General features: G+C 72.4%; 17 protein-coding genes and 1 riboswitch. Of the genes, 8 read left to right on the top strand and 9 right to left on the bottom strand.

The window, feature by feature from the left end; all coding sequences use genetic code 11:
• Positions 1 to 163: 163 nt before the first annotated feature.
• The 4 genes from ACQRUO_RS14090 to ACQRUO_RS14075 form a co-directional block, all read right to left on the bottom strand.
• Complete coding sequence (locus ACQRUO_RS14090; protein WP_428316212.1) at positions 164 to 1900, bottom strand: ABC transporter substrate-binding protein; 1737 nt, start codon at positions 1898 to 1900, stop codon at positions 164 to 166.
• A gap of 96 nt (positions 1901 to 1996) precedes the next feature.
• Positions 1997 to 2992, bottom strand: coding sequence for an ABC transporter permease (locus ACQRUO_RS14085; protein ID WP_428316211.1), 996 nt, complete (start codon positions 2990 to 2992; stop codon positions 1997 to 1999).
• Between the two features lie 519 nt (positions 2993 to 3511).
• On the bottom strand, positions 3512 to 4390 hold the full coding sequence (locus ACQRUO_RS14080) for an enhanced serine sensitivity protein SseB C-terminal domain-containing protein (protein ID WP_428316210.1): 879 nt from the start codon (positions 4388 to 4390) through the stop codon (positions 3512 to 3514).
• 156 nt (positions 4391 to 4546) lie between these two features.
• Positions 4547 to 5383, bottom strand: a complete 837-nt coding sequence (locus ACQRUO_RS14075) for an enhanced serine sensitivity protein SseB C-terminal domain-containing protein (protein ID WP_428316209.1) — start codon at positions 5381 to 5383, stop codon at positions 4547 to 4549.
• Positions 5384 to 5523: 140 nt separating this feature from the next.
• Positions 5524 to 5628: riboswitch (glycine riboswitch) on the top strand.
• A 148-nt stretch (positions 5629 to 5776) separates the two neighbouring features.
• On the opposite strand from ACQRUO_RS14075, the gene gcvT reads away from it, so the two are divergent.
• The 4 genes from gcvT (at position 5777) to ACQRUO_RS14055 (ending at position 10305) form a co-directional block, all read left to right on the top strand.
• Positions 5777 to 6895, top strand: a complete 1119-nt coding sequence (gcvT, locus tag ACQRUO_RS14070; RefSeq protein ID WP_428316208.1) for a glycine cleavage system aminomethyltransferase GcvT — start codon at positions 5777 to 5779, stop codon at positions 6893 to 6895.
• 100 nt (positions 6896 to 6995) lie between these two features.
• Positions 6996 to 7376 (top strand): glycine cleavage system protein GcvH, encoded by a 381-nt coding sequence (gcvH, locus tag ACQRUO_RS14065; protein ID WP_428316207.1) that lies wholly within the window; start codon positions 6996 to 6998, stop codon positions 7374 to 7376.
• Positions 7377 to 7516: 140 nt separating this feature from the next.
• Positions 7517 to 8785, top strand: a complete 1269-nt coding sequence (glyA, locus tag ACQRUO_RS14060) for a serine hydroxymethyltransferase (RefSeq protein WP_428316206.1) — start codon at positions 7517 to 7519, stop codon at positions 8783 to 8785.
• Between the two features lie 152 nt (positions 8786 to 8937).
• Positions 8938 to 10305, top strand: coding sequence for an L-serine ammonia-lyase (locus ACQRUO_RS14055; protein ID WP_428316205.1), 1368 nt, complete (start codon positions 8938 to 8940; stop codon positions 10303 to 10305).
• A gap of 67 nt (positions 10306 to 10372) precedes the next feature.
• Here the strand turns inward: ACQRUO_RS14055 and ACQRUO_RS14050 are convergent, their stop codons facing one another.
• The gene (locus ACQRUO_RS14050; protein WP_428316204.1) at positions 10373 to 11869 is read right to left on the bottom strand and encodes a UbiD family decarboxylase; all 1497 of its coding nucleotides are present in this window, start codon (positions 11867 to 11869) and stop codon (positions 10373 to 10375) included.
• An 11-nt stretch (positions 11870 to 11880) separates the two neighbouring features.
• Complete coding sequence (locus ACQRUO_RS14045) at positions 11881 to 12753, bottom strand: NAD(P)H-binding protein (RefSeq protein ID WP_428316203.1); 873 nt, start codon at positions 12751 to 12753, stop codon at positions 11881 to 11883.
• Positions 12754 to 12953: 200 nt separating this feature from the next.
• On the opposite strand from ACQRUO_RS14045, the gene ACQRUO_RS14040 reads away from it, so the two are divergent.
• On the top strand, positions 12954 to 13883 hold the full coding sequence (locus ACQRUO_RS14040) for a LysR family transcriptional regulator (RefSeq protein ID WP_428316202.1): 930 nt from the start codon (positions 12954 to 12956) through the stop codon (positions 13881 to 13883).
• A gap of 77 nt (positions 13884 to 13960) precedes the next feature.
• Here the strand turns inward: ACQRUO_RS14040 and ACQRUO_RS14035 are convergent, their stop codons facing one another.
• The 3 genes from ACQRUO_RS14035 to ACQRUO_RS14025 all read right to left on the bottom strand — a co-directional run bounded on the left by ACQRUO_RS14035 (position 13961) and on the right by ACQRUO_RS14025 (position 17451).
• Positions 13961 to 14437, bottom strand: a complete 477-nt coding sequence (locus tag ACQRUO_RS14035) for an ATP-binding protein (protein WP_428316201.1) — start codon at positions 14435 to 14437, stop codon at positions 13961 to 13963.
• Between the two features lie 206 nt (positions 14438 to 14643).
• Positions 14644 to 15882: an Ig-like domain-containing protein gene (locus ACQRUO_RS14030; protein WP_428316200.1), complete on the bottom strand. Its 1239-nt coding sequence runs from the start codon at positions 15880 to 15882 to the stop codon at positions 14644 to 14646.
• Positions 15883 to 16173: 291 nt separating this feature from the next.
• Positions 16174 to 17451, bottom strand: coding sequence for a L,D-transpeptidase (locus tag ACQRUO_RS14025; protein WP_428316199.1), 1278 nt, complete (start codon positions 17449 to 17451; stop codon positions 16174 to 16176).
• Between the two features lie 376 nt (positions 17452 to 17827).
• Between ACQRUO_RS14025 and glgX the strand changes: the two genes are divergently transcribed.
• The 3 genes from glgX (at position 17828) to ACQRUO_RS14010 (ending at position 23769) form a co-directional block, all read left to right on the top strand.
• Positions 17828 to 20050: a glycogen debranching protein GlgX gene (glgX, locus tag ACQRUO_RS14020; RefSeq protein WP_428316198.1), complete on the top strand. Its 2223-nt coding sequence runs from the start codon at positions 17828 to 17830 to the stop codon at positions 20048 to 20050.
• Between the two features lie 84 nt (positions 20051 to 20134).
• Positions 20135 to 21949 (top strand): ABC transporter ATP-binding protein, encoded by a 1815-nt coding sequence (locus ACQRUO_RS14015; RefSeq protein ID WP_428316197.1) that lies wholly within the window; start codon positions 20135 to 20137, stop codon positions 21947 to 21949.
• The gene (locus tag ACQRUO_RS14010; protein WP_428316196.1) at positions 21946 to 23769 is read left to right on the top strand and encodes an ABC transporter ATP-binding protein; all 1824 of its coding nucleotides are present in this window, start codon (positions 21946 to 21948) and stop codon (positions 23767 to 23769) included. The genes ACQRUO_RS14015 and ACQRUO_RS14010 overlap by 4 nt, the downstream gene beginning before the upstream one ends.
• Positions 23770 to 23807: the final 38 nt, after the last annotated feature.

Genomic DNA, 23807 nt, shown 5'->3' with positions numbered 1-23807 from the left:
GGGGGGGGGGGGGGGGGGGGGGGGGGGAGGGGGGGGGGAGGAGAAAAAAAAAAAAAAAAAAAAAAAACCCCCCCCCCCCCCCCCCCCCCCCCCCCCCCCCCCCCCCCCCCTTGGGCCGGCTCCGCTCGCCTTCACCTGCCTTCGGGGACGGGGAGCCAGGCTCTTACTTGGAGGTGGTGCCGATGTTGAGGTAGTCGTACTCGCCGTCGTAGGCGGAGGTGGCGACCAGGTTGGTGTCGTTGGACGGCCGGAAGTTGAAGACCTTGTAGTCGGTCAGCGGGACGATCACCGCGTCGTTCATCACCTGCGCGTCGATCGCCGCGTAGTCCTTCTCCCGGGCCGACTGGTCGGTGTTGCTGCCCGCGTCGTCGATCAGCTTGTTGACCGCCGGGTCGTTCAGCTGGGAGAGGTTGCTGTTGCCGGAGGCCTTGATCGAGCGGCCGTCGACGATCTGCTGCAGGAAGCCGTAGCCGGTCGGCCAGTCGGCGGCCCACTGCATCATGATCATGCCGATGCCGTTCTTGTCCGTGAAGTCCGGCACGCCCGCGTAGTCGGAGAAGTACTTGCCCTGCGGGTACTGCTGGATGGTCACGTTGATCCCGACCTTGCCCAGCGCCGCCTTGATCGAGGTGGCCGCGGCGACCTCGGTGTCGCGCTCGCTGCGCGCGGTGATGGTGGTGCTGAAGCCGTCCGGGTGACCGCAGGCGGCGAGCTCCTGCTTGGCCTTGGCGTCGTCACCGTTGTTGTTCGGGCTGGCGTACGGGTTGATGCTCTGGTAGCCCGGGATGTCCGGCGGCAGCACGCTGGTGGCGATCGAACCGCGGATCGGGCCGCCCTCGGAGGTCTGCACCGAGACCTTGTCGAGCGCGTACTCGACGGCCTTGCGGCAGTCCACGTTGTCCAGCGGCGCGACCTTGGTGTTCAGCGCCATGTAGGCCAGGCGACCGCCGAAGGCGTTGTCGGTCTGCGCCTTCAGCTTGGAGTCGAGCAGCAGCTTGGCCTGGGTCTGCGGGTCGACGCCGCCGCCGACCAGGTCGACGTTGGCGTTGCCGGCGATCAGGTCCTGGTCGATGGTGTTCTGGTCGATGTTCATCTTCAGCACGATCTTGTCCGCGAGCTGCTTGCGGAGCGGATCGGTGCTCGGGTCCCAGTTCGGGTTCGGGACCAGGGTGGCGCCCTTGCCGTCGTCGTACGACTGGAACATGTACGAGCCGCTGGAGACGATGTGCTTCACGTAGCCGGCGCCGTCGTCCTTGGCCTGCGGCACCGGGGCCGTCTGCGGCGCGCTGACCAGGTAGTCGAAGTCGGCGAACGGCTGGTTCAGGTGGAAGACGATGGTGGTGTCGTCCGGGGTCTGGATCGACTTCAGGCCGTCGGGGCTCTTGTCGGTGTACGGGCCCTGGTAGCTGGGCGTGTTGTCGACCAGCAGTTCCTGGAAGTAGGTCGGGCCGTTGGAGTTCACGGTCGGCGCGAAGTTGCTGCGCTCCACCGCGTACTTGACGTCCTTGGAGGTGATCGGCGTGCCGTCGCTGTACTTCAGGCCGGCCCGCAGGTGGTACGTCCAGGTCAGGCCGTTGTCGCTGACCTGGCCCATGCCGGTGGCCAGGTCCGGGACCAGCTTGTCGCCGGCGCTGCCCGGGCCGGGCTGGAAGGTGGTCAGCGCCCGGGCGTAGAGCCGGGAGAAGTTCCAGATGTAGGCGTAGTAGGTGTTGCCCGGGTCGAGCGAGTCCGGGGTGCCCTTCATCTCGTAGGTGACCGTGCCGCCCTTCTGGGAGGACGCGTTCACCATCTGCGTGGTCGCGGCGTTCTGGCCGGCGACGGTGGTGCCGCCACCGCCGGAGGACTTGCTGCTGCCACAGCCGCTCACCACGAGCGCGGCGGTTGCGGTCACCGCTGCCATGGCGAGAAAGCGGGATCGGCGCATTGCTGGATCAACCCCTTGGGAAGAATGGTCTGGACCAGACCTGACGGGCCAGAGCTGACTGATGTGCAGAGGTCAGTTGCTGCGCGGGTCGAGCGCGTCGCGCAGTCCGTCACCGAGCAGGTTGAAGGCGAGCACGGTGATGAAGATCGCCAGACCCGGGACCACCATGTACTCCGGGTCGACCTGGTAGTACTTGATCGCGTCGTTCAGCATCCCGCCCCAACTGGACTGCGGGGGCTGGATGCCGACGCCGAGGAAGCTGAGTGCCGCCTCGAAGAGGATGTTGGTCGGGATCAGCAGGGTCGAGTAGACCAGGATCGGGCCGACCAGGTTCGGCAGCAGCTCCTTGAACAGGATGAACGGGCCGCGGGCACCAAGGCTGCGGGCCGCGTAGACGAACTCCCGCTCGCGCAGCGAGAGCGTCTGGCCGCGCACGATCCGGCCCATGTAGGGCCAGTTGAAGAAGCCGATCACGAAGATCAGCACCGCCAGGTGCAGCGGCAGGCCGTGCAGGCCGAACGCGCCGCCCTGCAGCGAGGCCGAGATGGAGATCGCGAAGAGCAGCAGCGGGAAGGCCAGGAAGGTGTCCATCACGCGGCTGATCACGGTGTCCACCCAGCCGCCGTAGTAGCCGGCCATCACGCCGAGCACGGTGCCGATGGTGTTGGACAGCACGGTGGCGCCGAAGGCCACCAGCAGCGAGACCCAGGAGCCCTCGATGATCCGGGAGAGCAGGTCACGGCCCTGCAGCGGGTCGATGCCCAGCGGGTGGGAGAGGCTCATGCCGCCGAACGAGCCGGTCGGCAGGCCGCCGAGGTCGGCGTCCAGCAGGTCCTGGTGCAGTGCGTCCGGGCTGAGCCCGAAGACCGATTCGATCGGCTTGGCCAGCAGGGCCAGCAGCACCAAGAGGATGACCACCACGCCGCCGGCGACGGCGGCCTTGTCGCGCTTGAAGCGCAGCCAGGCGATCCGGCCGAGCGAGCGGCCTTCGATCGCGGCCGGTGCGCCCGTGGTGGCCGGGGCGGGATCGCCGGGAACGGCCGGGGTGGTGTCGGTGGGTGTGGTCATGGGCAGTTGGCGTCCCCTCGCCGACGGTTGTCGGCCCATGGGCAGCCTGGAGACGGGCATGGCGGTGTCAGGTCCTGGTCAGAACCGACGAGCCAGGCCGGCTTGGCTGCTCGGCTGGTGCGGTGCGCAGAACTCTCGCCGCTGGCGACAGGCTCGCGCCAGCCCCGCCCGGCGAAGGATGCCCAACTGTGATCTACCGATATTCATGATCGGTAAACCTGAATGATCATCAGATGTTCACCGTGGATGATCATCTGGAGCGTCGGTGGTACGTGGACGTTCGATCCTTGATGCACCGTCAGATTCGCCGACGGAGGCCACCGCGGTCGACATCGGCGCAGGTCGTGCCGGGTGGACGGACGGTGGGGCGGTGATCGGGGCCGCGCCGGGGGTGGCGGCGGGGGTGCCGCGGACGCTCAAGGCACGCTCAAGTGCGCGTGCCGGCGCGACTCGCTCGTCGTCGCGGTCGGTGACCGGAGCAGGGGTGCGCGCTCAGCGACCGCACCCGGGCGGTCACGGTCAGCGACCGCCCCAGGGCTGCTGCGGCCAGCCCTGCTGCGGGGGCAGCGAGGCGCCGTACTGGGGCGCCTGCGGGTAGCCCGGCGGCGGGTAGGCGGCCGGGTACGGCTGCGGGGTGGCCTCGCGGTGGTAGAACGGCCGGGTGTTGGCGCGCAACCACAGCGCCACCGGGTCGTACTCGTCGCTCATCGCCACCGTGGAGACCGCCAGCCCGGGCGGCGCCTGCGCGATCGCCCGCTGCATCAGCGCCCGCACTGCCTCCACCGAGCCCGGTGAGGTGTCGTACAGCTCCAGCCCGATCGCCAGGTACGGCTCGCCCAGCACCGGCTCCACCCAGGCCCGGCGCAGCGCCCGCACCGGGCGCACCGAGGGCGCCTGCTGCATCAGCAGGCCGTGGAACCGCTCCAGGCCCGGCAGCTGGGGTTCGCCGATCCGCAGCGGGCCGGCCGGCAGCCGGTCCAGGCCGGCCGCCACCCGGCGCAGGTCCGCCCAGGGGACGCCGACCCCGCCGCCCGCCGCGTGCGGGTTGAGCCACAGGCCCCAGCGGGTGCGGTAGAGCGTGTCGGCGATCTCCCGGCCGGAGATCACCTCGTGCGCGCGGTTCCAGCCGCTGGCGGCCAGCTGCTCGGGGGAGGTGGCGGCCGGCGCGTAGCCGTGGCCGCCGATGTCCATGTTCCCGTACTGGGCGTCCGGGCTGCCGGGGCTGCCGTGCCAGAGCAGCATCCAGACCCGGCCGGCGGCCAGCTCGCGCAGCAGCTGCTCGTAGGCCTCCCAGCGCTCGGGAGCGACCTCCCGCAGGGCCCGCTCCAGGGCCCCCGGGTCCGCGCCGGGGGCCGGGCCCCACGGCCCCGCGCCACCGCCTGCCGCTCCCGTCGTCACCGGTACCCTCTCCCCGTTCCGCCCGCGTCCTCGCCGCGGCGCTCGCCGCGTGTCGGCGCCACCCTACGGCGCCCGGGTGACCAGCGTCATGCCGACCGGCGGGTCCGCCGGTCCGGCACGCTTCTTCGGTCGGTCAGCCCCGCTCGTAGAACGCGGTCAGCCCCGCTCGTAGAACGGCAGTACCCGCTGCAGCAGCCACTCCACCACCGGGTCGGCCACCAGATCCAGCAGCACCATGTGCACCCCGCCCGGCAGCGGCGCCACGCCCAGCGCCCGGCCGAGCGCCGTGTTCACCGCCACCGGGTCGGCGGGGGCCGCCGGGTCCAGCTGGACGCCCACGAAGAGCACGGTCGGCTCGCCCTCCACCGAGGCCAGCGCCCGGCGCGCCGTCAGCACCCCGCCGAGCGCGTCCAGCTCGGCCCGCACCGCGTACAGGAAGGCGGCCGGCTCCTCGGCCGGCTCCGGCTCGCGCAGCGCCACCCGGGCGCCCTCCGGCAGCCCCGCGCCGCCCGGCGCGCCCCAGCGGTCCTCGCGCGGCCCGCGGCGCAGCTCGGCGACCCCCTCCGGCGGCACCGGGATGCCCACCGGCGCCTGCGGGTTCACCGCGATGCCGATGCCCAGCGGCAGGCCGCGGGCGAACTCCCAGGCCGGGGCGACCGCGCAGGACAGGCCCGGGGCGTGCCGCAGGAACTGCTCCTCGGAGGAGAAGACCGGCACGTAGGGGGCGCCGGCCAGCTCGATGGTCGGCAGGTCGAGCGCGGTGCCGCCCGGGTCGCCGCCGGCGGGCAGCGGGATCCACACCTGGCTGCGGGCCAGCACCTCGATCACCCGGGGGGTGGCGCCGGGATCGCCGAGCGCGGCGGTGAGCACCTGCTCCAGCTCGTTGGCGGGCCAGCCGCTGCCGGCCGGTGCCTGGCCGGGCTCGGCCCAGCCCTGGGCCGGCACGGTGGCCTGACCGCCCGCGTAGCCCTCCGGGTACCCCACTGTCTCCATGGTCCCGGAGCCTACCGAGCCCGCCCCCTCTCCCGCGGGCCGCATCGGCATGCCATGATGTGCGCGTCCGCTGTGCGGACATCCGTTCGCCCGCAGCGTCACCGCCCGCTGCACCACCCCTCAACTTCATACTGGCCGCTCGAACCCGCGCGGGAGAGTCCGGAGGTGCCCTCGGCGGCACGGACCGGCGCCGAAGGAGCAAGTCCTCCCCGGAATCTCTCAGGCACCCCTACCGTGTGGGCGAGGCGAATCTGGAAAGCGGACACGGCCGTGCCGTGCGCCCACCCACGGTGCAAGCCGCGTCATCCTTGACGCGGTGAAGCTCTCAGGTTGTGACGACAGACGGGGAGACTCCACCCCTGCACGTCCATTCACGACACCGGGAGTCTCACCATGTCTCTGCGCCTGACCGCGCTCGACGCGCTGCACCGCACCCTCGGCGCGACCATGACCGACTTCGCCGGGTGGGACATGCCGCTGCGCTACGGCAGCGAGCGCGAGGAGCACCTCGCGGTCCGCACCAAGGCCGGTCTCTTCGACCTCTCGCACATGGGCGAGATCACCGTCTCCGGTCCGCAGGCCGGTGAGCTGCTGGACCACGCGCTGGTCGGCTTCATCTCGGCGCTCGGCGTGCTGCGCGCCCGCTACACGATGATCTGCCGCGAGGACGGCGGGATCCTGGACGACCTGATCGTCTACCGGACCGCCGAGGACGAGTACCTGGTGGTGGCCAACGCCTCCAACGCCCAGGTGGTGCTGGACGCGCTGACCGAGCGCGCGGCCGGCTTCGACGCCGTGGTGCGCGACGACCGCGACGCCTACGCGCTGCTCGCCGTGCAGGGCCCCGAGGCCAACGGCATCCTCTCCTCGCTCACCGACGCCGACCTGCCCGGCCTCAAGTACTACGCGCTGCTGCCCGCCACGGTGGCCGGCAAGCAGGTCTGGCTGGCCCGCACCGGCTACACCGGCGAGGACGGCTTCGAGATCTTCTGTGCCCCGGCCGACGCCGAGCACCTGTGGCAGGCGCTGACCGAGGCCGGCGCCCCGGTCGGCCTGGTGCCGGCCGGCCTGTCCTGCCGCGACACGCTGCGCCTGGAGGCCGGCATGCCGCTCTACGGGCACGAGCTCTCCACCGAGCTGACCCCGTTCGACGCGGGCCTGGGCCGGGTGGTGCGCTTCGACAAGACCACCAACGGCGGCGAGTTCGTCGGCCGCAAGGCGCTGGAGGCCGCCGCCGCGCAGGCCGAGGCCAACCCTCCGCGCAAGCTGGTCGGCCTGGTCTCCGAGGGCAAGCGGGTGCCGCGCGCCGAGTACGCGGTGGTCTCCGCTGAGGGTGCCCCGATCGGTCGGATCACCTCCGGCTCCCCCTCCCCCACGCTCGGCAAGCCGATCGCGATCGCCTACGTGGACGCCGCCTTCGCGGAGCCCGGCACGGCCGTCGCGGTGGACGTGCGCGGCAAGCACGAGCCCGTCGAGGTGGTCGCGCTGCCGTTCTACAAGCGCGCCCGCTGAGCCCGCTGCCGCCGACGGACTCCCACCCCGCGTCCCGTTCCACCGTCCGCTCAGCGGACCGTTTCCTCGTCACCGCCTCAGATCCTGGAGAATGAGCACCATGAGCAACCCTCAGCACCTGCAGTACAGCGCGGAGCACGAGTGGCTGACCGCCGCCGACGAGGCGGGCGTGTCGACCGTGGGCATCACCGAGCACGCGGCCAACGCCCTCGGCGACATCGTCTACGTGCAGCTGCCCGAGGTCGGCGACACCGTCACCGCCGGTGAGACCTGCGGCGAGCTCGAGTCCACCAAGTCGGTCAGCGACCTGTACTCCCCCGCCACCGGCGAGGTCGTCGAGGTCAACCAGGACGTCATCGACGAGCCGGCCCTGGTCAACTCGGCCGCCTTCGAGGGTGGCTGGCTGTTCAAGCTGAAGGTCACCGAGGCCCAGGCCGGCCTGATGACCGCCGCCGAGTACTCGGACCTCACCAAGTCCTGACCGGGTTCACGTCGGGACCGACCGACGCCGGGGCGGCCGCAGCGCGGCGGCCGCCCGCCTGCTCCCCCTCCCCGCCCGCGGCTCGCCCCCTCCTCCGACGGCCACCGCGCGCGCAACCCCCTTCACTGGAAGACACCACCATGACGGTTCTCAACCAGTCCCTGCACGCACTCGACCCCGAGATCGCGGCCGCGGTCGACGCCGAGCTGCACCGCCAGCAGTCCACCCTCGAAATGATCGCTTCCGAGAACTTCGCCCCGGTGGCGGTCATGGAGGCCCAGGGGTCGGTACTCACCAACAAGTACGCCGAGGGCTACCCCGGCAAGCGCTACTACGGCGGCTGCGAGCACGTCGACGTGGTCGAGCAGATCGCGATCGACCGGATCAAGGCCCTGTTCGGCGCCGAGCACGCCAACGTCCAGCCGCACTCGGGCGCGCAGGCCAACGCCGCCGCGATGTTCGCCCTGCTCCAGCCGGGCGACACCATCCTGGGCCTGAACCTGGCGCACGGCGGCCACCTGACCCACGGCATGAAGATCAACTTCTCCGGCAAGCTCTACAACGTGGTGGCCTACCACGTGGACGAGCAGACCAACCTGGTCGACATGGAGGAGGTCGAGCGCCTGGCCAAGGAGCACCAGCCCAAGCTGATCGTGGCCGGCTGGTCCGCCTACCCGCGCCAGCTCGACTTCGCCGCCTTCCGCCGGATCGCCGACGAGGTCGGCGCCTACCTGATGGTGGACATGGCCCACTTCGCCGGCCTGGTGGCCGCGGGCCTGCACCCGTCCCCGGTCCCCTACGCGGACGTGGTCACCACCACCACCCACAAGACCCTGGGCGGCCCGCGCGGCGGCGTCATCCTCTCGAAGGCCGAGCTGGCCAAGAAGATCAACTCCGCGGTCTTCCCGGGCCAGCAGGGCGGTCCGCTGGAGCACGTGATCGCCGGCAAGGCGGTCGCCTTCAAGATCGCCGCCTCCCCGGAGTTCAAGGAGCGCCAGGAGCGCACCCTGGAGGGCGCCAAGATCCTGGCCGCCCGCCTGCTCCAGGAGGACGCCAAGTCCGCCGGTGTCTCGGTGCTCTCCGGCGGCACCGACGTGCACCTGGTCCTGGTCGACCTGCGCAACAGCGAGCTGGACGGCCAGCAGGCCGAGGACCGGCTGCACGAGGTCGGCATCACGGTCAACCGCAACGCGGTGCCGAACGACCCGCGCCCGCCGATGGTCACCTCCGGCCTGCGGATCGGCACCCCGGCGCTGGCCACCCGCGGCTTCGTCGCCGACGACTTCCGCGAGGTCGCCGACGTGATCGCCGAGGCGCTGCTGCCCGGCTTCGACGAGGCCAAGGCCACCGCGCTGAAGGCCCGGGTCACCGCCCTGGCCGCGAAGTACCCGCTCTACCCGGAGCTGTAAGGCCCACCCCCGGGCGTGGTCGGCATCACTCCGGCCGGACCCCGCCCGCACCCCGGGGCACCGCGCACACTGGAACGTGAGCCGGTGCCCCGTGGCACGCCCCGACTCTCTCACCACGAGACTCCACGAGACCCAGACAAGGACGTCACCCCGTGGCCATCAGCGTCTTCGACCTCTTCTCCATCGGCATCGGTCCGTCCAGCTCGCACACGGTCGGCCCGATGCGCGCAGCCCGGATGTTCGCCCGCCGGCTGCGCTCCGAAGGCCTGCTGGAGCGGACCGCCACCGTCCGGGCGGAGCTGTTCGGCTCGCTCGGCGCCACCGGCCACGGCCACGGCACCCCCAAGGCGGTGCTGCTCGGCTTGGAGGGCAACTCGCCGCGCACCGTCGACGTGGCCAAGGCCGACCTGGACGTGGCGCGGATCAACGAGACCAAGCAGCTCAGCCTGCTCGGCCTGCACCGGATCGACTTCGACCCCGACCTGCACCTGGTGCTGCACCGCCGCCGCTCGCTGCCCTACCACGCCAACGGGATGACCCTGGCGGCGCACGACGCCGCGGGCCAGGAGCTGCTGGCCAAGACCTACTACTCGGTCGGCGGCGGCTTCGTGGTGGACGAGGACGCGATCGGCGCCGACCGGGTGGTCCCCGACGACACCCAGCTGCGCTACCCCTTCCGCACCGGCGAGGAGCTGCTGCGGCACACCCGGGAGACCGGCCTGTCCATCTCCGGCCTGATGCTGGAGAACGAGAAGGCCTGGCGCACCGAGGCCGAGATCCGGGCCGGCCTGCTGGAGATCTGGGCGGTGATGAAGGAGTGCGTCGCCGCCGGCCTGTCCCGCGAGGGCATCCTGCCCGGCGGCCTCAAGGTCCGCCGCCGGGCCGCCTCCGGCGCCCGCGCGCTGCGTGCCGAGGGCATCGGCCCGGCCAACGCGATGGAGTGGGTCACCCTCTACGCGATGGCGGTCAACGAGGAGAACGCCAGCGGCCAGCGGGTGGTCACCGCACCGACCAACGGCGCGGCCGGCATCATCCCGGCGGTGCTGCACTACTTCCAGAACTTCATCCCCGGCGCCGACGAGGACGGGATCGTCCGCTTCCTGCTCGCCGCGGGCGCGATCGGCATGCTCTTCAAGGAGAACGCCTCGATCTCCGGCGCCGAGGTCGGCTGCCAGGGCGAGGTCGGCTCCGCCTGCTCGATGGCCGCCGGCGGCCTGGCCGAGGTGCTGGGCGGCACCCCGGAGCAGGTCGAGAACGCCGCCGAGATCGGCATCGAACACAACCTCGGCCTCACCTGCGACCCGGTCGGCGGCCTGGTCCAGATCCCCTGCATCGAGCGCAACGGGATGGCCTCGGTCAAGGCCGTCACCGCCGCCCGGATGGCGCTGCGCGGCGACGGCCGGCACCACGTCTCGCTCGACAAGGCGATCAAGACCATGAAGGAGACCGGCGCCGACATGAAGGTGAAATACAAGGAGACCTCGCGCGGCGGCCTCGCGGTCAACGTCATCGAGTGCTGACAGCGCCGGGCATGCCGGTGCCGGACCGCCCCCCGCGCGGCCCGGCACCGGTGTTCGCCCGCTCCGGTCAGGCCGGCGGGTAACCGTAGGCCGTCGACCAGTCGGCGAGCACCTTGTCGCGGACCGCGGCCGGCCAGCCGTGCTCCAGGTCGCCCTTGACCGGGCGGTGCTCCTTGTCGAAGCGGTCGGCGAGCAGGCAGTTGTGGACCACCTTGCCGGCGCGGTAGCTGTGCTGCTCCTGGGCGGAGAGGTAGACCGAGAGGATCGCGGTCGGCTTCGCCGGGAAGTGCACCTCGCCGTGCTCCGGGTGGGTGCGGGTGGCGAAGGCCCAGACCACCTCGTTCACGTCGGTGATGTCGATGTCGTTCTCCACCACCAGCACCTTGGGCACCCCGAAGCCGGCCTTGCCCGCGAAGACCACCTCACCGATCCGGCGGCAGAGTTCGGCCGAGTCGACGTCCAGGGCGTCCGCCCAGTCCGGGTGGACCGAGACGATCAGCCAGTGCAGCGCCGACTCGAAGGAGAACCAGGCCGAGGCGGCCGGCAGTCCGGCCGCGCGCAGCTGGTGCAGGATCTCGGCGGCGTGCATGGTGCCGATCCCGGTGTGGTTCTCCTCCACCGGCGGGCCGGCGGCCACCACCGGCAGGATCGCGCCGTCCCGGTGGGTGACGGCGCTGACCCGGAACAGCGGCTTCGGTGTGCTGTCGTGCGCGACATAGCCGGGGTACTCGTCCATCGGGCCCTCGGGCACCGTCTCCTCGAAGGCGATGTGCCCCTCGATGACGATCTCCGCGGTGGCCGGCACCATCAGGTCCACGGTCTCCGCCGGGACCACCTCGAGGCCCTCGCCGAACAGCGCGCCCAGGAAGTGGCTCTCGTCGTCGCCCTCCGGCAGCGGCATGCCGCCCACGTAGGGCAGCGCCGGCTCGACGCCCAGCGCCAGCGCGATCGGCATCGGCTCGCCGAGCGCCGACCACTGGGCGCGGATGATGCCCAGGTGCTGCGGATCGGGGATCAGGCAGGCCAGCCGGTCCCGGCCGGCGATCATCATCCGGTTGACCGACCAGTTGGTCCAGGCGGTGTCGGGGGTGCGGACGATGTTCATCCCGAAGGTCTGGATGTACCGGCCGCCGTCGTTGCCGTGGATCAGCGGGGTCGGGAAGGCGAACAGGTCGACCTCCTCGCCCAGCCGGACGTTCTGCTTGCACGGCGCACTCGCCCGGTCCACCACCACCGGCGGGATGCCGGGACGGGTGCGCGCCCCGGCCACCGCCTCCATGATCTCCTGGCCGGTCGCGGTGGCCGGCAGCCCGAGCGCGACGGCGATCCTGGCCAGCGGGTGGTCCGGGCCGCTGAGCCCGCCGGGCGCGCCGAGCACCCGGAAGCCGGTGCCCTGGTAGCCGGTGATGTTGCCGAACAGCGGAGCCGGCGCCCGCAGGTCGTAGGAGCGGCGGATCACCGCGCCGATCTCCAGGTTCCAGTCCACCTCGGCGTCGATCTCGTGGACCTCGCCGATCGCGTCCAGCTCCGCGATGAACTCGCGCAGGCTGCGCAGGTGCTTCACGCCGGGCCCCGTCAGCTCGCGTCGGCGCCGCGCAGCGCGGCGGCGTGCTCGGCGGCGAACTCGGCGAACGAGCGGGCCGGCCGCCCGGTCAGCGCCTCGACGTCCGCGCTGACCTCGCTCGCCAGGCCGGCCGCGTAGAGCCCGTAGAGCTCGACCAGGCCCTCGGCGCGCCAGGCCGGCCAGCCGGCGCCCAGCATCCCGGCCAGCGCGTCCCGGGGGTCCACCGCCGTGTAGGCGACCGGGGTCCCGACCACGCCGCCCAGCTGCTCGGCGATCCGGCCGTGGTCCAGCCCCTGCGGGCCGGTCAGCGTGTAGACCGCGCCCTCGTGGCCGGCCCCGGTCAGCACCGCCACCGCGGCGTCCGCGACGTCGCGGGCGTCCACGTAGGAGACCGCGCCGGTGCCGCCCGGCAGCAGCAGCCGCCCGGCCTTCAGGTCCTCGGTCATGCCGAGGAAGTTCTGGTAGAAGCCGTTGGGGGCCAGCACGGTCCACGGCAGCCCGCTCTTCACCAGGTGGTCGAAGCCGGCCACGTGCGCGGCGACGAACCGCACGCCCTCGGGTCGCTGGTCCACGCCGGCCGCGGCGTGCAGCACGATCCGCGGCAACCGGCCGGTGCGCACCGCGGCGTCGATCACGTTCTGCTCGTGCTCGGCCATCTCCGGGTGCACCGCGACCAGCAGGTAGACCACCTCGGCGCCGGCCAGCGCGGCGTCCAGCGAGGCCGGGTCGGCGAAGTCGGCGGCCACCGCCTCGACCCCGGCGTCCCACCCGGCGGGCACCGCCGCGGTGTCGCGGACCAGTGCCCGCACCTGCTGCCCGCGCTCGCGCAGCCCGGCGACGATCTTCGAACCCACGGTGCCGGTGGCACCGGTGACCACGATCACGAAAGCACTCCTCATGCTCGGGTGACGGCGACCAGTTGATGACCTGATCGATTGACTGTCCGTCAACTGGACAATCGCAGAGGGCCACTGGCCGATCAAGGTCGAAATCGAGCACAATCCATCAGCCCCGCTGATCGATCCGGCCCACCGGTCGACCGGGGCGGACCGGCGTGGACCGGCGTGGACACGGGGGAACCGCCTTGGACCTGACGGAGATCGAGACCTTCCTGGCGCTCTGCGAGGAGCTGCACTTCGGCCGCACCGCCCAACGGCTGCGGCTCTCCCAGTCCCGGGTCAGCCAGCTGATCCGCTCGCTGGAACGCCGGATCGGCGCACCGCTGTTCACCCGGACCAGCCGCCGGGTCGCGCTCACCCCGCTCGGCGAGCACACCCGCGGCCGACTGGGCGCCGCCTACGAGGCGCTGCGCTGCGGCTTCGAGGAGGCCCGGGTGATCGCGCAGGGGGTGATCGGCAGCCTCCGGGTCGGCTTCCTGGGCTGCCTGAACGGCGCGCCGCTGACCGGACTGGTCAGCGAGTTCGCCCGGCGCCACCCCGCCTGCGAGGTCAGCCTGGTCGAGGTGGGCTGGGGCGACCTCTACCGCCCGCTGCGGCTGGACGAGATCGACGTGCTGGTCACCCTGCTGCCGGTGGCCGAGCCGGACCTGCGGGTCGGCACCGTGCTGGTCTCGCACCCGCGGGTACTGGCCGTGGGCAGCGGCCACCCGCTGGCGGCGCGGCGGGAGGTGGACGTCGAGGAGCTGGTGGACTGGGTGGTGCTGGACGGCCCGCCGCAGCTCCCGGAGGCACTGCGGATCGAAGCGGCGCCGCCGTTCACGCCCCTCGGCAAGCCCGTGCGCCGGGCCCCGGGCGGGCGGACGTACCAGGAGGCACTGCACCACGTGGCCACCGGCGAGCTGGTGTGGGCCACCCACGCGGGGCTGTTCCGGGTCTACCGGCACCCGGGCGCGGTGCACCGCCCGCTGCGCGGCATGGCGCCGGCCAACGGCGCGCTGGTCTGGCGCACCGACACCGAGAACGCCAAGATCCGCGCCTTCGCCCGGCTGGCGGAGGAGCTGATCGCGGAGGCCGGGCCGGTGCGGGCACCGGCCGCGACCCCGCAGGTGGGCTGAGCGACCCCGCGGGTCAGCCGGCCCCCGCGAGTGGGCCGGACCCCGCGAGTGGGCCGGACCCCGCGAGTGGGCCGGGCTCAGACCACCCGCTCGCGCACCTTCAGCTCGAACCAGACGCCCTTGCCGCGCGGCAGCAGGTCGGCACCCCAGCGGTCGGCGAGGGTGTCCACCACCTGCAGCCCGCGCCCGCACTCGGCCAGCCCGGGCTCGGCCACGATCAGGCAGGGCAGCGCCCGGGAGGAGTCCCGCACCTCCACCCGCAGCCAGCCCGGCCGGCGCAGCAGCCGCAGCCCGATGGTGCGCCCGCCGGTGTGCCGGACCGCGTTGGCCACCAGCTCGGCGGTGAGCAACTCGCCCACCTCCAGCAGCGGGTGCAGCCCCCAGGTCTGCAGCACCGAGAGCACCAGCCGGCGGGCCAGCGGCCCCGACTCGCCGCGCGAGGGCAACCTCACCTCCTCGCCGGCGCCGGGGTCGCGCAGCCGCGGCAGCACGGTGCGCTCCAGCTCCCAGATGGAGAGCCGTTCCAGGGCTGCGAGCCCGGACCGGCCCGCCACCGGTCCTGCCGCCGGGCATGGCCGCTGGCCCGCTAACGGGGCCTCAGCTGCCAGGCCGGAACCGCGATGTGATGACTGATCGACTTCGCCCCATCCCGCCATGCCCTACATCATCGCGGTTAGCGAGCACCCGCGTACGGACAATGACGAAACGATCACTATTCATTTGGCATATGACAGACGCGCGAGGCGTCAACCCGCCGGGGCTACCACGCGCTCCACGGCATGTTCCAGCCGCTCAGCCCGTTGTCCGGGGAGACCTGCGCGCCCTTGGAGTTGACGACCTTCACGACATCTCCCACCATCGAGGCCGCGTAGAACTTGGCGGCCGGCGTGTCGGTGCCCCCGGCATCGCCCGGCGCGTCCTGCAGACCGACGCAGCCGTGGCTGACGTTCTGGTGGCCGAAGGTGCCCGCCGAGGACCAGTTGTTGCCGTGCACGTAGGTGCCGGAGTCGGTGAGCCGCATCGAGTGCGGCACCATCAGGTCGTACGCGCCGGGCGCCAGCCCCGGCACCGAGGCCGAGGTCATGTGGGCGGTGCCCTCCTTGGCCTCGATCACCATGGTGCCGTTGTAGGTCGGGTGCTCGTCCGAACCGCCGCTGATCGGGACGACCTCGGTGGTCTGGCCGTTGTCCTGCACGGTCATCGTGTGCGCGGCCTCGTCGACCGTGCTGACCTGGGCCCGGTTGCTGATCGTGAAGGACTCGTCGCGGTCCGAGCCGCCGTAGACGCCCGGGGCCACCTCGACGTTCTTCAGCCGGATGTGGATCTTGACCTGGGTGTTGACGTTCCAGAAGTTCTGCGGGCGGATGTCCAGCCGGCTGCTGCCCATCCAGTGGCCCTTGACCTGGGTGCCGTCCGAGGTCTCGAAGGTGATCGCCTGCTCGACCGCCTGCTTGTTCTGGATCGGCATGCCGAAGTTGAACGAGACGATCATGCCCACGCCGTAGGTGGCGCCGGTGGTCACGTTGTCCTGGCTGCGCGAGGTCCTGGCCGGGGTCAGCGTGCTGAAGCTGCTGGTGGCGCTGGTGGCCACGCCCTTGGCGTCGGTGGCCTGGGCCTTCACCTGGTAGGAGTCGGCGACCGAGAGGCCGGTGGCCGGCACCCAGCTGGTGCCGTCGGCGGAGATGCTGCCCTGGACCTGCCGGCCGCTCTTGTCGGTGACCGTGACCTGGCCGAGCCTGCCGCCGCTGACCGCCACCTTGAGCGCGTCCGGGGCGGCGTTCGTGGTGCCGTCCTTCGGCTCGATGTCGACCACGGCCGCGGAGGCGGAGCTCGCCGGGGCGGACGGAGCTGCGGCACCGGCGCTCGCCGTGCTGCCCGCGCCGGGGTTGCCGGCGCTCGCGGCCTTCGCCGTGCCGTTGCCGCCGTGACCACCGCACGCCGTGGCCAGCAGCAGGGTCCCGCCCACCGCCAGGGCCGCTCCCACGCGTATCGAGCGCATCCTCTACTCCCTGCCTTCCGTCCGGCCCAGCGGCTGGTGCGCCTGGCTCGCCCTCGTACCGCCAACACGTCACGGGCGGGCCACCGGTTCCCCACCGGTGCGACAAATCGCCCGATTGTTACATCCGATTACTTCACCCGTTCGGCGGCCCCGCTACCTTCCACCGGATATCCGCTACCGAATGGTGACCTTAACCCGAACGGCCCACCCCGAGACGAAAACGCCTCGGAGCGGGCCGCACGGTGCACCGGGTACCGGCCATTCAGCCGGTCATCGGAAATTCCGGGTCGGTCACCAGGAACCCCACGGCAGCGTCCAGCCGCTCAGCCCGTTGTTGGGCGCGACCTGCTTGCCTATCGAGTTCTTGATGATCACCACGTCGCCGATCAGCGAGGAGGTGTAGAACTTGCCGGCCGTCGAGTTCGCGTCGCCGCCCTTGGCGTCCTGCAGGCCCACGCAGCCGTGGCTGGCGTTGGACTGGCCGAACGCGCTGCTCCAGTAGTTGCCGTGCACGTAGGTGCCCGAGTCGGTCAGCCGCATGGCGTGCGGCACGTCCGGCACGTCGTACTCCCCGCCGACCACGTTGGAGACGGTCGCGGAGTTCATCCGGGTGACCAACTCCTTGCCCTCGATCGTCATGATCCCGTTCCACGACGGGTTCTGGTCGTTTCCGGCCGTGATCGGCAGGGTTTCCGTGGTCTGGCCGTTGTCCTGCACCGTCATGGTGTGCGCGGCCGCGTCCACCGTGGAGATCTGCGAACGACCGATCGTGAACGACTCGTCCCGGTCCGAACCGCCGTACACGCCCGGCGAGACCTCGACGCTCTTCAGCTTGTAGTGGATGGTGACCTTGGTGCCCGGCTTCCAGTAGTCCGCCGGACGGAAGTCCAGCCGCTGGTCACCGAACCAGTGGCCCTTCACCTGGGTGCCGTCGGAGGCCTCGAAGGTGATGCCCTGGGCGACCGCGTCCTTGTTCTTGATCGACTTGTTGAAGTTGACCGAGACGATCATGCCGACGCCGTAGGTGGCGCCGGTGGAGACGTTGTCGTTGGACGAGACCGTCTTGGCCGGGGTCAGCGTGGTGAAGCTGCTGTCCAGCGCGGCCTGCTGGCCCGCCGCGTCCTGCGCCTGGGCGTGCACCTTGTAGAGCATCCCGACGGCCAGCGCGCCGGACGGCGCCCAGGACAGGCCGTCGGTGGCGATGGTGCCGGGCACCGGGTTGCCGTCCTTGTCGGCCACCGTCACCTGGGTCAGCTTGCCGTCCGCCACCGCGACCTTGACCGCGCCGCTCGGCGCCACGTCCTGTGCGCCGTCCGCGGGCGTCACCGTCAGCTTGGCGGTCGACAGCTTCGGCGAGGCCGCGGCCGACGGCGAGCCCGCCGCCGCGCTGCTGCCACCGGTGCCACCGCCGCCGCCCGCGGCCGTGGTCTTGCCCGAGGGGTCGTCCGGCCCGCAGGCGGTGCCGAGCACCAGCACCCCACCGGCCAGCAGCGCGATGGCGGCCCGCTTGGCCACCGTCCGGCTCGCCCGCATCCCTCTCGCGGCCGCAGCCGCCTGAACCGCCTCCACTGGGCGCTCCCCCTCTTCCGTCATCGGCGAAGCACCGCACCGGGCCCGCGTCGCGACAGAATAACTGGGCCGAATGAGTGAATCTTCGGCGGGACGGGCGTGACCATGAGGTGAAAGGGGGTCAGGTCATCCGGGGTGGTCGAGCGGCCGTGGACCGCCCCGCGGCCGGTGCCGGCGGGGCCCGGAACGCCACCCGAGTCACCCGCTTCCCGCGGCGGAACGTCCCGCGCTCGAACTCCTGCTGCCCACCGATCGAGCGTCGCTCCAGAGCGGCCTTCAACCATCGGATTCTGCCAGGGTGACGAGGGAACGATTCCACTCGGCGGACATCCGTCCGTAACACGGCATCGGCGGGCAGCTCGGAAGGACGGCGGGCATGACGACAGAGCGGGAACTGGAGCAAGCCCCGGCGCACCGGTCGGCCCCGGCCCCCGCGCCGGCCGCCGGCCCCACCACCGGCCCCGACCGGGGCCCGGCCGCCGCGGACCCCTGGCCGGGCAGCTGGCAGCCGCTCGGCGCCCGCTACCGGGTCGGGTCGGACGGCAGCCACGGGACCAACTTCGCGCTCTGGGCGCCCGGCGCCGAGGCCGTGGAGCTCTGCCTGTTCGACGACGAGGGCACCGAGACCCGCCACCTGCTGCCCGAGCAGACCTTCCAGACCTGGCACGGCTACCTGCCCGGGATCCGCCCCGGCCAGCACTACGGCTACCGGGTGCACGGCCGCTGGGACCCATGGACCGGCGCCCGCTGGAACCCGGCCAAGCTGCTGCTCGACCCGTACGCCCGGGCGGTGGACGGCGAGTTCACCGGGCACGGCGCCTGCTGCGGCTCGGTGCGCGACTGGCCCGAGGCGGAGGTCGCCGACACCGTCCGGGACAACCGCGACTCGGCCCCCCACACCGCGCGCGGCGTGGTGGTGCACGACGACGACGACTGGTCGGACGACCGCCGCCCGAAGACCCCGTGGGCCGAGACCGTCCTCTACGAGCTGCACGTGCGCGGCTTCACCATGCGCCACCCGGGCATCCCGCCCGAGCTGCGCGGCACCTACGCGGGCCTGGCCCACCCCGCCGCCATCGAGTACCTGACCTCGCTCGGGGTGACCGCCGTCGAGCTGCTGCCGGTGCACCAGTTCGCCAGCGAGGACCACCTGCACCGGCGCGGCCTGACCAACTACTGGGGCTACAACTCGATCGGCTGGTTCGCCCCGCACGGCGGCTACTCCGCCTCCGGCACCCGCGGCCAGCAGGTCGGCGAGTTCAAGCGGATGGTCCGCGCGCTGCACCAGGCGGGCATCGAGGTGATCCTCGACGTGGTCTACAACCACACCGCCGAGGGCGGCGAGCTGGGCCCGACCCTCTCGCTGCGCGGCATCGACAACGGCGGCTACTACCGGCTGGGCCGCGGCAACCGGGGCAACCGCGGCTACAACGACTTCACCGGCTGCGGCAACACCCTGGACACCCGCCGGCCGCAGACCGTGCGGCTGGTCACCGACTCGCTGCGGTACTGGGCCGCCGAGATGGGCGTCGACGGCTTCCGCTTCGACCTGGCCGCGGCCCTGGCCCGCGGTAGCGACGGGGTGGACATGAACCACCCCTTCCTGGCCGCGGTCTCCCAGGACCCGCTGCTCAGCCGGGTCAAGCTGATCGCCGAGCCCTGGGACGTCGGCCACGGCGGCTACCAGGTGGGCAACTTCCCGCCACTGTGGGCCGAGTGGAACGACAAGTACCGCGACACCGTGCGCGACTTCTGGCGCGGCGCCCGCCGGGACGTGGCCGAGCTCGGCTACCGGCTCTCCGGCTCCTCCGACCTCTACCAGCTCGGCGGTCGCCGCCCCTACGCCTCGGTCAACTTCATCACCGCGCACGACGGCTTCACCCTGCGCGACCTGGTCTCCTACAACTCCAAGCACAACCTGGCCAACGGCGAGGACGGCCGGGACGGCACCGACGACAACCGGTCCTGGAACTGCGGCGCGGAGGGCGAGACCGCCGACCCCGCGGTGCTCGACCTGCGCCACCGCCAGCTGCGCAACCTGCTGGCCACCCTGCTGCTCGCCGGCGGGGTGCCGATGCTCACCGCCGGCGACGAGTTCGGCCGCACCCAGGGCGGCAACAACAACGCCTACTGCCAGGACAACGAGACCAGCTGGGTGGACTGGTCGCTGCTGGAGCAGCCGCAGTGGCGGGCCCTGCGGGACCTGGCCGCCACCCTGATCAAGCTGCGCCGGGCCCACCCGGTGCTGCGGCAGCGGGCCTTCTTCTCCGGCCGGGCGGCGGTGCCCGGCGGGCAGCGCGACCTGGCCTGGTACACCGCGCGCGGCACCGAGATGACCGACGGCGACTGGTACGCGCCCACCGGCCAGCTGGCCATGCTGCTCAACGGCGACGCGATGAGCGAGCGCGACCAGCACGGCCGCCCGGTCACCGACGACAGCTTCCTGCTGCTGATCAACGCCGCCGACGCGCCGGCCGCGTTCACACTGCCCGGCGGCGGCCCCTGGGAACTGCTGGTGGACACCGCCGACCGCCCGTCCGGCCGACCGCTGGCCCCGCGTTCCCTGCGACTGCTGCGCAGCCGAGTGACACCGCGCTAACCGTGGCCGGTTCGGTTCGGCCGAACCGGCCCGGCCCGGAAAACCTGATGAGAAGCGGCCACCACCCCGCCTACCCTCGGCCTGATGTCCGAGAACGCCGAACCCCCGTTCCCGCAGCCCGGCACCGCACCCACGAGGTCCACGGTCCGCTCGCTGCTCCGCCTCGGCCCCTACGCCCGCCCGATCCGCTGGCGCCTGGTCGGGGCGGTGCTCGCCGCGCTGGCCGCCTCCACCGCGGTCCTGCTGGTGCCGCTGGTGCTGGGCCGGATCGTCGACGGCCCGATCGGGCACCACCGGCTGTCCGCGCTCTGGCCGCTGATCGGGCTGCTCCTGCTGCTCGGCGCCGCCGAGGCCGGCCTGTTCGGGCTGCGCCGGGTGCTGGTCGCCCGGCCGCTGGCCCGGGTCGAGGGCGCGATGCGCCGCGACCTGTACGCCAAGCTGCAACGGCTGCCGGTGGCCTTCCACGACCGCTGGCCCTCCGGGCAGCTGCTCTCCCGGGCCACCTCGGACATGTACACCCTGCGGCTCTTCCTGGCCTTCCCACTGATCTTCCTGATCGTCAACTCGCTGATGTTCGTCGCCGGTTCGGCGATGATGCTGGCACTGGACTGGCGGCTCGGCCTGATCGCGCTGCTCCCGGCGATCCCGCTGGTGCTGATCTGCCTGCGCTTCGAGACCCGCTACTCGGCCGCCGCCCGGCTGGCCCAGGACCAGAACGGCGACCTGGCCACCGTGCTGGAGGAGTCGGTGCTGGGCATCCGGATCCTCAAGTCCTTCGGCCGCCAGCGCACCATGGCCCGCCAGTTCGCCGCCCGGGCCGAGCTGCTGCGCGGCACCGAGCTGCGCAAGGCGCGGATGCTGGCCGACCTGTGGGCGGTGATCGTCGGGCTGCCGGAGGCGGCGCTCGGCACCTCGCTCGCGGTCGGCGCGGTGCTGGTCGCCCACGACGAGCTGACCACCGGCACGCTGGTCGCCTTCCTCTCCACCGCGCTGGCGCTGCGCTGGCCGGTGGAGTCGCTCGGCTGGCTGCTCGCCTACAGCAACGAGGCGGGCACCGCGGCCGACCGGTTCTTCGACGTGATGGACACCCCCGAGGAGCCGGGACCGGACGGCACGGCCGGCGACGGTGACGGCGCCCTGGCGAGCGACGGCATCCGGCTCACCGGCGTGCGGTTCCGCTACCCGGACGCCCCCGCCGACTCGCCCGACCTGCTCTGCGGCATCGACCTGCACGTCCGGCACGGCGAGACGATGGCCCTGGTCGGCGCCACCGGCAGCGGCAAGACCACGCTCACCGCGCTGCTCCCCCGGCTCTACGACGCCACCGCCGGCACCATCACGCTGGACGGCCGGGACATCACCACGCTGCCCACCGGGCAGCTGCGCTCGATCCTCGCGGTCGCCTTCGAGGAGCCCACCCTGTTCTCCGCCACCGTCCGGGAGAACGTGCTGATGGGCGCCCCCGGGGCGAGCGAGGAACAGCTGGCGCGGGCCCTGGAGGTGGCCCAGGCCGGCTTCGTCGGGCAGCTGCCGCAGGGCGTGGACACCGAGGTCGGCGAGCAGGGCCTGAGCCTGTCCGGCGGCCAGCGCCAGCGACTCGCACTGGCCCGCGCGGTGGTCGGCGACCCCGACTTCCTGGTGCTGGACGACCCGCTCTCCGCGCTGGACGTGCACACCGAGGCGCTGGTCGAACGGGCGCTGCGCGAGGTGCTGAGCGGCACCACCGCCCTGGTGGTGGCGCACCGGCCGAGCACCGTGCTGCTGGCCGACCGGGTGGCGGTGCTGGCCGAGGGCCGGATCCTGGCCACCGGAACCCACCAGCAGCTGCTGGAGAACTGTCCCGAGTACCGCGAACTGATGTCCGGCGAAAGCGCGCTGGAGACGAGTGTGAGCCGATGACCACCACCGTGGCCGAAGACGAACTGCCCGCGGTCGCCGACGAGGAGATCCCGGTCCCGCCCGGCGCCTCCGCCGCGCTGCTGCGCTCGCTGCTCGCCCCGCACCGGGGCCGGGCCGTCGGCGCGATGCTGATGATCCTGCTCCAGCAGGCCGCCCTGCAGTCCGGCCCGCTGCTGGTCGCGCTCGCCATGGACCAGGGCATCCCGGCGCTGCGCCGGCACGACTCCGGCCCGCTGGTCGCGGTCACCGCCGGCTACCTGGGCTGCGCGGCGCTCAGCACGCTGCTGCAGCGCGCCTTCATCCGGCTCACCGGACGGCTCAACCAGGACGTGCTGCTGGAGCTGCGCACCCGGATCTTCCGGCACGCCCAGCGGCTCGGCCTGGACTTCCACGAGCGCTACACCTCGGGGCGGATCATCTCCCGCGCCACCAGCGACGTGGACGCGCTGCGCGAACTGCTCAACGAGGGCCTGCAGGAACTGCTCGCGGTCATGCTCTCGGTCTGCTACATCGCGGTCATCCTGCTCGTGATGGACTGGCGCCTGGGCCTGCTCGCGCTCGGCTCGGTGCTGCCGATGGCGCTGCTGGTGCGGATGTTCCGGCGCCGCAGCTCCCGGGTCTACCGCACCTCGCGCACCGCGGTCGCCTCGGTGATCGTGCGCTTCACCGAGACCATGAACGGCATCCGCCCGGTGCAGGCCTTCCGCCGCGAGGAGGCCAACCTGGCCGCCTTCGACACGGTCAACCGGCAGTACGCCACGGCGAACGCCAACGGGCTGCTGGAGATGGCCCGTTACGTCGGGCTCTCGCGGGCCACCGCGAACCTCTGGGTCACCCTGGTGGTGCTGGTCGGCGCCTGGCTGGTCACCGACGGCAGCCTGGAGGTCGGGGTGCTCACCGGGTTCGTGCTCTACCTGCGCCGGTTGTACGACCCGATCGACCAGCTGGCGATGTTCCTGAACAGCTACCAGTCGGCCGCCGCCGCCCTGGAGAAGATCGCCGGTCTGCTGGCCCACGAACCCAGCGTCGCCGAGCCCGCCGACCCGCAGCCGCTGCCCGCCACCACCGGGACCGGCGCCGGCCCCGGGCGCACCGTCGCCTTCGCCGGCACCGCCTTCGCCTACCGCACCGGCAAGGTGGTGCTGCCGACCTTCGACCTGACCCTGCCGGCCGGACAGACCACCGCGGTGGTGGGCGCCACCGGCGCGGGCAAGTCCACCCTGGCCAAGCTGCTCGCCCGGTTCTACGACCCGACCGCGGGCCGGATCACCCTGGACGGGGTGGACCTGCGCGAGCTGTCCACCGCGGAGCTGCGCCGCGGGGTGGTGATGGTCACCCAGGAGTCCTTCCTGTTCTCCGGCACCGTCGCGGAGAACATCGCGATCGGCCGCCCCGAGGCCACCCGGGCCGAGATCGAGGAGGCCGCCAAGGCGATCGGCGCGCACGACTTCATCACCGCGCTGCCCGACGGCTACGACACCGACGTCCGCAAGCGCGGCGGCCGGATCTCCGCCGGCCAGCGCCAGCTGGTCGCCTTCGCCCGGGCGCTGCTGGCCGACCCGGCGGTGCTGATCCTGGACGAGGCCACCAGCTCGCTGGACGTCCCCGGGGAGCAGGCGGTGCAGCGCGCCATGCGCACGGTGCTGGCCGGCCGCACGGCGGTGATCATCGCGCACCGCCTCTCCACCGTGGAGATCGCCGACCGGGTGCTGGTGATGGAGGCCGGCCGGATCATCGAGGACGGCACCCCCGCCGCACTCATCGCCGGCCGCGGCCGGTTCGCCACCCTGCACACCGCCTGGCGGGAGTCCCTGGTCTAGGCACCTGCCCGTGCTGCCCGGGCTAGCCGGGCAGCACG

It is taken from the genome of Kitasatospora sp. LaBMicrA B282, assembly GCF_050325825.1.
Lineage (GTDB): Bacteria > Actinomycetota > Actinomycetes > Streptomycetales > Streptomycetaceae > Kitasatospora.
The sequence above is the reverse complement of the archived record's forward strand: the minus strand, read 5'-3'. Positions and strand labels throughout refer to the sequence as shown.

What these genes read in the sequence shown, in the direction of transcription:
- ACQRUO_RS14015 (WP_428316197.1), top strand. Translation starts at nt 20,135, where the DNA reads ATGTCCGAGAACGCCGAACCCCCGTTCCCGCAGCCCGGCACCGCACCC.
- gcvH (WP_428316207.1), top strand. Translation starts at nt 6,996, where the DNA reads ATGAGCAACCCTCAGCACCTGCAGTACAGCGCGGAGCACGAGTGGCTG.
- ACQRUO_RS14030 (WP_428316200.1), bottom strand. Translation starts at nt 15,882, where the DNA reads ATGCGCTCGATACGCGTGGGAGCGGCCCTGGCGGTGGGCGGGACCCTG.
- ACQRUO_RS14085 (WP_428316211.1), bottom strand. Translation starts at nt 2,992, where the DNA reads ATGACCACACCCACCGACACCACCCCGGCCGTTCCCGGCGATCCCGCC.
- gcvT (WP_428316208.1), top strand. Translation starts at nt 5,777, where the DNA reads ATGTCTCTGCGCCTGACCGCGCTCGACGCGCTGCACCGCACCCTCGGC.
- ACQRUO_RS14010 (WP_428316196.1), top strand. Translation starts at nt 21,946, where the DNA reads ATGACCACCACCGTGGCCGAAGACGAACTGCCCGCGGTCGCCGACGAG.
- ACQRUO_RS14090 (WP_428316212.1), bottom strand. Translation starts at nt 1,900, where the DNA reads ATGGCAGCGGTGACCGCAACCGCCGCGCTCGTGGTGAGCGGCTGTGGC.
- glgX (WP_428316198.1), top strand. Translation starts at nt 17,828, where the DNA reads ATGACGACAGAGCGGGAACTGGAGCAAGCCCCGGCGCACCGGTCGGCC.
- glyA (WP_428316206.1), top strand. Translation starts at nt 7,517, where the DNA reads ATGACGGTTCTCAACCAGTCCCTGCACGCACTCGACCCCGAGATCGCG.
- ACQRUO_RS14075 (WP_428316209.1), bottom strand. Translation starts at nt 5,383, where the DNA reads ATGGAGACAGTGGGGTACCCGGAGGGCTACGCGGGCGGTCAGGCCACC.